Source organism: Phenylobacterium sp., from assembly GCF_035276905.1.
Classification (GTDB): Bacteria; Pseudomonadota; Alphaproteobacteria; order Caulobacterales; family Caulobacteraceae; genus Phenylobacterium.
Genome location: NZ_DATELG010000363.1, coordinates 1 through 7,246 on the forward strand (window position 1 = coordinate 1; position 7,246 = coordinate 7,246).

Genomic DNA, 7,246 nt, shown 5'->3' on the forward strand with positions numbered 1-7,246 from the left:
CCCCCAAGGGCGCCGCCGAGACCCAGTCCCAGTCCGCCGCCGCCCAGCAGCTGGGCGTCGGCCGCCCCGGCGAACGACAGCGCGCCGGCTGCAGCCACGATCATGAGAGAGGTCCTAAGCATCGTTTCCGTCTCCTGAGCATCCGAAGCCTGCTCGGCTTCACCAGGTCCAACGACGCGAGCTGCGCCGTTCATCCCGCGCGACGGAAAAATTTTTTCAGGGCCCGCGCAGCGCCCCGACGCGGGCCGCGACGCGAGCCGGATCCGTGCGCTGGTCGAAGGCGACGAGGCCGAAGCCGAACACCGGGTCTCGTCCCCGCGCGCCGAGGTCCTGGGCGGCCGCCGCCAGTCGGCGAACCGCGGCCGCGGCGGTCGTGGGGTCGGGCGATGGCAGGTCCGCGGCCAGCGCGCCCGCCACCAGCGGCGCTGCGAAGGAGGTGCCCCGGACCTCGGCGAAGCCGCCGCCCGGCATCGCCGCCGCCATCTCGGCGCCGGGGGCGGCGAAGGCGACCTGGGGCCCACGCCCCGCCTCCGGCAGCACCCGGCGCCGCGCGTCGACACCGGTCACCGCGATCACTCCCGGATAGGCCGCAGGATAGAGCGGCGGCGCTGCCGGACCGTCGTTGCCGACCGCCGCCACCAGCAGGAACCCGCGCGCCGTCAGGCCGCGCACCGCCGCGCCCAGCACGAGATTGGGCGGGCCGACCAGGCTGATGTTGATCACGCCGACGCGGTTGCGGGCGAGCCAGGCCAGCCCCTGGGCGATCGCCGCCGCGGAACCGCCGGCGGCGGTGGTCCCGTAGACGTCCGCCACCAGCACCTCGCCGCCGGGCGCCGCGCCGCGGAAGGCGCCGTCGGCCCCCGCCAGCAGCGAGGCCAAGGCGGTGGCGTGCGCGGTGACTTTCGCCCCGCCTAGGGCGAAGGCCTGCTGGGTGACGCGGGTTCCGCGAAAGGCGGGATGGCTCACGTCCACCGAACCGTCGACCAGGCCGACGCGAATGGCGCGGCGGCTCGCCGGCAGCCCTCGATCCGCCGCCGGGCCCGCGACGCCGCCGCCTTGCTGATAGATGTGGTCGAGGTCGTACTGGCCTTGCGGGTCGAGGGCGCGCAGCCTGCGGAGCGCCTCGCGCGCCGAAAGCCCTGGCGGCGCCAGGAGCGTCACGCTGTCGAGCCCGAGTTCGGGAGCCGATGTGCGCGCGCCGATGCGGAAGCCGGCCGCGCGCGCCGCCGCCAGCGCCTGCTCGGTGGGCGCCAGCGCCAGCACCTCGCCGCGGACCACAGGGGCGCCCTCGGCGTCGGCTTCCACCGCTTCCGGATGTTCGCGGATCAGGCGCTGGACGGCCTGCCGGCGCACCTCGGCGAGCGTGCCGTCGGCGGCGCCGACAGTCTCGGACAGCGGCCGGCCGAGATCGCGCGTCAGGCCGCCGCTCGCGCCGCCGACGATCCCGCCCAATCCGCGCCCCAGCAGCTGACTGGACGCCGGACCGGCGCAGGCCAGCATCGTCGCTGCGACGGCGGCGATGCGGATCCAGGCGGGAGCGGGGGGGCGCTTGCGCATCGGGGCGGAACCTGCGGAATTTGTTATCGAGCTTGTTCTAATGGATGAAACGTTGGGTTCGCGTCGTTTCATGCATGAACAGAGCCTGGTCTTGGAATCCACTCAGCGCCAGATCGTCGAGCTTTTGCCGCGCCTGCGCCGGCTGGCGCGGGTGCTGGCCGGCCAGCCGGCGGACGCGGACGACCTGGTCCAGGTGACCGTCGAGCGGGCGCTCGGCGCGCGCAGCCAGTGGCGGCCGGGGACCAGGCTCGACAGCTGGATGTTCCGGATCATGAAGAACGCCTGGATCGACGAGACCCGCGCCCGGCGCCGTCGCGGCGCGGTGCTGGCGCCCGAGGAGGAGGGAGACAAGGTCGGCGACGCTGGCGCCCGCGCCGTCGAGGCCCGGCTCGAAGCGGCGGAGGTCGAGCGCGCGATCGCCCGCCTGCCGCAGGAGCAACGCCTGGCCGTCGCGCTCGTGCTGGTCGAGGGCCTCTCCTACAAGGAGGCGGCGGGCGTGCTCGAGGTGCCGGAGGGCACCCTGACCAGCCGACTGGTGCGCGGACGCCAGGCGCTGCTGGCCGAACTGGGAGGGGCCAATGCCGGATGACGAACGCCTGATGGCCTATGTCGACGGGGAGCTGACCGCGTCCGAACGCGCGACGTTCGAGCAGCGGCTCGACGCGGATCCGGAGCTGCGCCGCCGCCTCGCCGGGCAGCAGGAGCTGCGTCGCCGGCTTGCCGCGGCCTTCGATCCGATCCTGGAAGAGCCGCCGCCGCTGCGCCTGACGCTCGCGGCGCAGGCGGCGAACGCCCCCGGACGCAGCCGGCGGCCGGTCCAGTGGGCCGCCATGGCCGCCTGTCTGGCGCTGGGCGTGATCGTTGGCCGGACGGCCTTGCCGCAACGCGGTCCGCTGACCACCCAGGCCGGCGCGCTCGTGGCGCAGGGTCGCCTTGCGTCGGCGCTCGACCAGCGCCTGGCGTCCGAAGGCGGCGCCATCCGGGCGGGCGTCAGCTTCCGCAGCGCCGACGGCCGCTACTGCCGCACTTTCCAGAGCGAGCCGGACAAGCTGGCGGGTGTGGCCTGCCGCCAGCCGCGGGGTTGGGTGGCCAGCACGGTCACCGCCTGGTCGGCGCCTGCGCAGCAGGCGGGCTACCGCACCGCCGGCAGCGAAACGCCGCCCCCGGTGCTGGCCGCGGTGGACGCCATGATCGCGGGCGAGCCGCTGGACGCCGCCGGCGAACGGGCCGCCCGCGACCGCCATTGGCGGCCTTGAACGCGCGGCCCCGCATGGGCCAAACCGCCCCCTCGAACCGCATCTTTGGCGTCCCCCCGCCGGAACTGTCCGCACAACCGTGAGGTTGACGGGCATCGGCTGTTTCAGCGGGCGGGGGCGAGCGTGGTTGATGTCGCCATCATCGGTGCGGGCCCCTACGGCCTCTCGTTGGCCGCCCATCTAGGGGCGGCCGGCGTCGATTTCCGCATATTTGGCGTCTGCATGGACTCCTGGCGCCGGCGGATGCCGCCCGGGATGCTGCTGAAGTCGCATCCGTGGTCGTCGAGCCTTTCGGACCCGGCCGCGGACTTCACCTTCGAGCGCTTCTGCGCCGAGCGGACGATCCCCTATCACCGGTCCCTGATGTCGGTCCCGCTGGAGACCTTCGTCGCCTACGGCGAGGCGTTCCAGGCCAGGCTCGTTCCCCGGGTCGAGCCGAAGCTGCTCGTGCGGCTGGAGGCGACCGGCGCCGGCTATCGCGCCCAGTTCGACGACGGCGACGTCGTCGCCGCGCGCCGGGTCGTGCTGGCCGTGGGCGTCCATCCGTTCAGCTACGTCCCCGAGGCCCTGCGCGGGCTGCCGGCCGATCGTCTCACCCACAGCGGCGACCATGGTCCGATCGAAGGCCTCGCCGGCCGGCATGTGGCGGTGGTCGGCGCCGGCGCGTCCGCGACCGACCTGGCGAGTCTGCTGCTGGACAAGGGCGCCATGGTCTCCCTGGCGGCGCGCACCGACGCGCTGGTCTTCGCCCCGCCGCCGCGCACGAACCCATCGCTGCCGAGGCGAGCGGCGGCGCCGCTCAGGGCGCTGGTGCGGCCGAACTCGGGCATCGGCGCCGGCTGGCCGCTGAAGGTCTGGGCCGACGCGCCCTCGGTGTTCCACGCCCTGCCGCAGGACTGGCGGCTGCGCATCGTGCGCACGACCCTGGGCCCGCTCGGCCATGCGGCGATGCGCGAGCGGGTCCTCAGCCGCGTCGACGCGCACCTCGGCTGCGAGATCGAAAGCGCCAAGGCCGCCCAGGACAGGGTGCGGCTGACGCTCGTCGCACGGGACGGGTCGCGGAGGGCGCTGTTTGCGGACCACGTCATCGCCGCCACCGGCTATCGGGTCGACCTCGCCCGGCTGGGCTTCCTCGACCCAGGCCTTCGCGCGCGCATCCGCTGCGCGCAGGGCAGCCCGGAACTCAACGCCGATTATGAATCCTCCGCGCCCGGCCTCTTCTTCATCGGCACGGCGGCCGCGGCCAGCTTCGGGCCGGTGAACCGGTTCGTGTTCGGGGCGACGCATCCCTGCAAACGCCTCGCGCGGCGCCTGAGCGGCTCGCGAAGCCGGGCGGCGGACGTAAGCCCGGACGGCGCGGTCGAGGCGACGGTGACGGCATGATTCCCGCCCGTTCCAGCTCGCGGCCGCGGCTCCTGCTGCTCGCAACGACCATCCTCTTGCCCTACCGGATCATGCGCTGCGCGGAGGCCGCAGGCGCGAGCGTCTCGGTGATGCACACGGCAGGCGCGGCGGACCTGAGGTTCTCCAACCGCCCCGAGGGCTGCTATCCGACCGACCGCGCCGTCGACGGAGCCTTCGATCCGCTGCTCGCCGAGGAGATCAACCTGCGGGCGCGGCGCCTGGGCGTCGACATGGTGCTGCCGGGCGACGCGCCCTCGACCCGCAGCCTGATCGCCGTCCGGGACCTCGTCGCGCCGCCCTGCTTCCCGATGCCGGACCTGGATCGCTACGACCTGCTGAACGACAAGTGGCGCTTCCAGGCGCTTTGCGCCGAACTCGGGATCAAGACGCCCGGCGGCGTGCTCTACGCCGACGTCGAGGCGCTCAGGACCGATCTGCGGTTGGGCAAGGTCCCGTTCACCGCCATCGCCAAGCCGCTCTCGATGGACAGCGGGATCGGCTGCGTCGTCCTGAACGCCGGCACGGCCGCCCGGCAGGTCCAGCGCATCTTCTATGCCCCGATCCTGGTGCAGGACTTCATCGCCGGGTCCGACATCGGCGCCAGCAGCTATTGCGACGAAGGCAAGATCACGGCCTTCGTCGCGCACCGGTATCATCACCAGACCTATGCGACGTTCGACGACGAGCGCATCTATGACGTCGTCGAGAGCGTGGCCCGCCGGCTGGCCCTGACCGGCGTCTTCAACTTCGACATGCGCCTGACGCCGGACGGGCGGATCTACTTTCTGGAGTGTAATCCGCGGTTCTTCTTCAAGATCGCCATGTCCATGCTCTCGGGCATCAACTTCGTCGCCCTGGGCCTTCCCGGCGCCCAGGTCGAACATGCGCCGGTGCGGTGCGGCGAGACCGTGGTGCAGCTTCCCAAGGCGGCGCTCGCGGCGCTGGCGACCCCCTGGAAGCTGCGGGCCAGGAGCTGGGACGCCCTCAAGTTCGCGCTGTCCGACCCGGTGCCCTACCTGCGCGAGGAACTGGGCATCTTCGACGAGGAGAAGGCGCGCCTGCGCTTCTTCCGCAAGACGCCGTCGGCGGCGGCTCGGGGCGACTGGAGCCCCGGCGCGCGCAAGGTGGCGTGAGGAGGCCGGGCGATGCTGGAGACGGCGCTGGCGAACCCCTTGCTCTCCGCCGCCACCGCGGTGACCCGGCCGGTCGAGACGGTGACCCGGCTCTGGGACATGCGGGTGTTTCGCCGCGAGCTGCGCCGGCCGCCGTGCCCCTACGAGGTCGACCCGGCCTGGGAGCGCCACCTGCACGAGCACCTCGGCGCCGCGTGGCCGTGCCCCTTCTGCGCAGAGGTCCAGGCTCTGTGGCCGCAGGTGCTGGAGCCGCTGAAGGCGAGGGGCGTCGACGTCGGTCCCGACAGCTTTCGCGGCTGGAACGATGGCGACCCGGGCCTGGTCCGGGCCATCTGGTGCCTTATCCGGCATCAGCGTCCGAGCCGCGTCGTCGAGACCGGCGTGGCGCGCGGCTTCACCTCGCGCTTCATCCTCGAGGCGCTGTCGCGCAACAGCTCCGGCCGCCTGTGGAGCATCGACTTGCCGCCGGTCGACCGGCAGGCGCAGGCCGAGGTGGGAATGGCCGTCGGCGACCTCTACCGGGATAGCTGGTCGCTGATCCGCGGGACGAGCCGGCTCAGGCTTCCCGGCGTGCTGAAGGCCGTCGGGCGGGTCGACCTCTTCGTCCACGACAGCCTGCACAGCGAGCGCAACGTCAGGTTCGAGCTGGACCGCGTCTGGCCGGCGCTCAAGCCCGGCGCCGCCGTGGTCGTCGACGACGTGGACGTCAACTACGGCTTCAGGTCGTTCACCCTGAGCCGCGCGCCTGCCGCCGCCCTGGTCTGCGAAGCCGAGCCGATCCGGCCCGACGCACGCCGCTTCAACCAGAAGGGCCTGTTCGGCGTCGCCTTCAAGCCGGAGGGGGGGCCTTCGGCTTAGAACGGGTGGTGCTGGTAGGCCCAGGTCTCGCTCGCCACAGCGCCGCCGACGGTGAGCTGGAGGCGCATCTCCACCGGTTCGGTTCCCTGGACGTCCGCCAGGTCGAACTCGACGCGCCAGTGGCCCGGAATGCCGTCCGGGACAGCCTCGGTCCGGCGATAGTCGGTGAACCGCCCGCGGGAGCTGTGGAGCTGCATCTGTGGCGCCACCCCGAACGGCAAGGTCGCGAGCGGACCGCCGAGGAACTCGACGACGAACTTGTGCACCCCCGCCGGGCGCGGCAGTCCCGGCTGGCCGCCACGGCCGATCCGGGTCGCCACGCAGCGGGCGAGCCCGGGCGGATGCGGCTCGTCGGCGAGCCATGAGAGGCGGTAGCTGAGGTCGATGGCGGTCCCGGGCGCGGGCGGCTGAGCCGGGACCCAGGCGACGACGACGTTGTCGCTGATCTCGTCGTCGGTCGGGATCTCGACCAGCTGGACGGCGCCCTTGCCCCAAGGGCCCTTGGGCTCGACCCACAGGCTCGGGCGGCGGTCGTAGTAGACGCCGTCGAGGTAGTGGTCGAAGTTGCGGTCGCGTTGCAGCAGGCCGAACCCCTTCGGGTTTTCGTCGGTGAACGACGAGACGATCAGCTGCGCGGGGTCGTTGAGCGGGCGCCAGACGCGCTCGCCGGCGCCGGTCCACAGCGCCAGGCCGTCGGAGTCGTGAACCTCGGGCCGCCAGTCGATGGCGGTGGGCTTCACCGTCTCGGAATACCAGTACATCGAGGTCAGCGGCGCGAGCCCCAGCCGGGTCACCGGCCGGCGCAGGAACAGCGTCTGTTCGACGTCCATCACCACGCCCGCGCCGCGCGTCATCACGAACCGGCAGGCGCCGGTGATCGAGGGCCCCTCCAGCAGGGCGCTGACCGTGATCGTGTCCGAGCCCCGCGCGGGCCGCTCGATGTAGACCTGGCTGAAGCGCGCGAACTCCTCCGGCCGCTGGAAGACCGCGGTGTCGATCGCCACCGCGCGCGCGGAGAGCCCGTACTGGTGCAGCTCG

General features: G+C 72.9%; 7 protein-coding genes. 5 read left to right on the forward strand and 2 right to left on the reverse strand.

Annotated features, from left to right (window positions below):
* Window positions 1-216 precede the first annotated feature (216 nt).
* The gene (locus tag VJS38_RS17215) at window positions 217-1,557 is read right to left on the reverse strand and encodes a S8 family serine peptidase (protein WP_324089379.1); all 1,341 of its coding nucleotides are present in this window, start codon (window positions 1,555-1,557) and stop codon (window positions 217-219) included.
* A 52-nt stretch (window positions 1,558-1,609) separates the two neighbouring features.
* Between VJS38_RS17215 and VJS38_RS17220 the strand changes: the two genes are divergently transcribed.
* The 5 genes from VJS38_RS17220 to VJS38_RS17240 all read left to right on the forward strand — a co-directional run bounded on the left by VJS38_RS17220 (window position 1,610) and on the right by VJS38_RS17240 (window position 6,208).
* On the forward strand, window positions 1,610-2,146 hold the full coding sequence (locus VJS38_RS17220; protein WP_324089380.1) for an RNA polymerase sigma factor: 537 nt from the start codon (window positions 1,610-1,612) through the stop codon (window positions 2,144-2,146).
* Window positions 2,136-2,813, forward strand: a complete 678-nt coding sequence (locus VJS38_RS17225; RefSeq protein WP_324089381.1) for an anti-sigma factor — start codon at window positions 2,136-2,138, stop codon at window positions 2,811-2,813. The genes VJS38_RS17220 and VJS38_RS17225 overlap by 11 nt, the downstream gene beginning before the upstream one ends.
* 123 nt (window positions 2,814-2,936) lie before the next feature.
* Window positions 2,937-4,196, forward strand: coding sequence for an NAD(P)/FAD-dependent oxidoreductase (locus VJS38_RS17230; RefSeq protein ID WP_324089382.1), 1,260 nt, complete (start codon window positions 2,937-2,939; stop codon window positions 4,194-4,196).
* Window positions 4,193-5,350, forward strand: a complete 1,158-nt coding sequence (locus tag VJS38_RS17235; protein WP_324089383.1) for an ATP-grasp domain-containing protein — start codon at window positions 4,193-4,195, stop codon at window positions 5,348-5,350. Before VJS38_RS17230 ends, VJS38_RS17235 begins: the two co-directional genes overlap by 4 nt.
* Window positions 5,351-5,362: 12 nt before the next feature.
* A complete protein-coding gene (locus tag VJS38_RS17240) occupies window positions 5,363-6,208 on the forward strand; it encodes a class I SAM-dependent methyltransferase (RefSeq protein ID WP_324089384.1) in 846 nt (281 codons plus the stop codon).
* Here the strand turns inward: VJS38_RS17240 and VJS38_RS17245 are convergent.
* The coding region (locus tag VJS38_RS17245; RefSeq protein ID WP_324089385.1) for a glucan biosynthesis protein D at window positions 6,205-7,246 on the reverse strand (1,042 nt) is incomplete at its 5' end. The two genes, VJS38_RS17240 and VJS38_RS17245, sit on opposite strands and share 4 nt — an antisense overlap.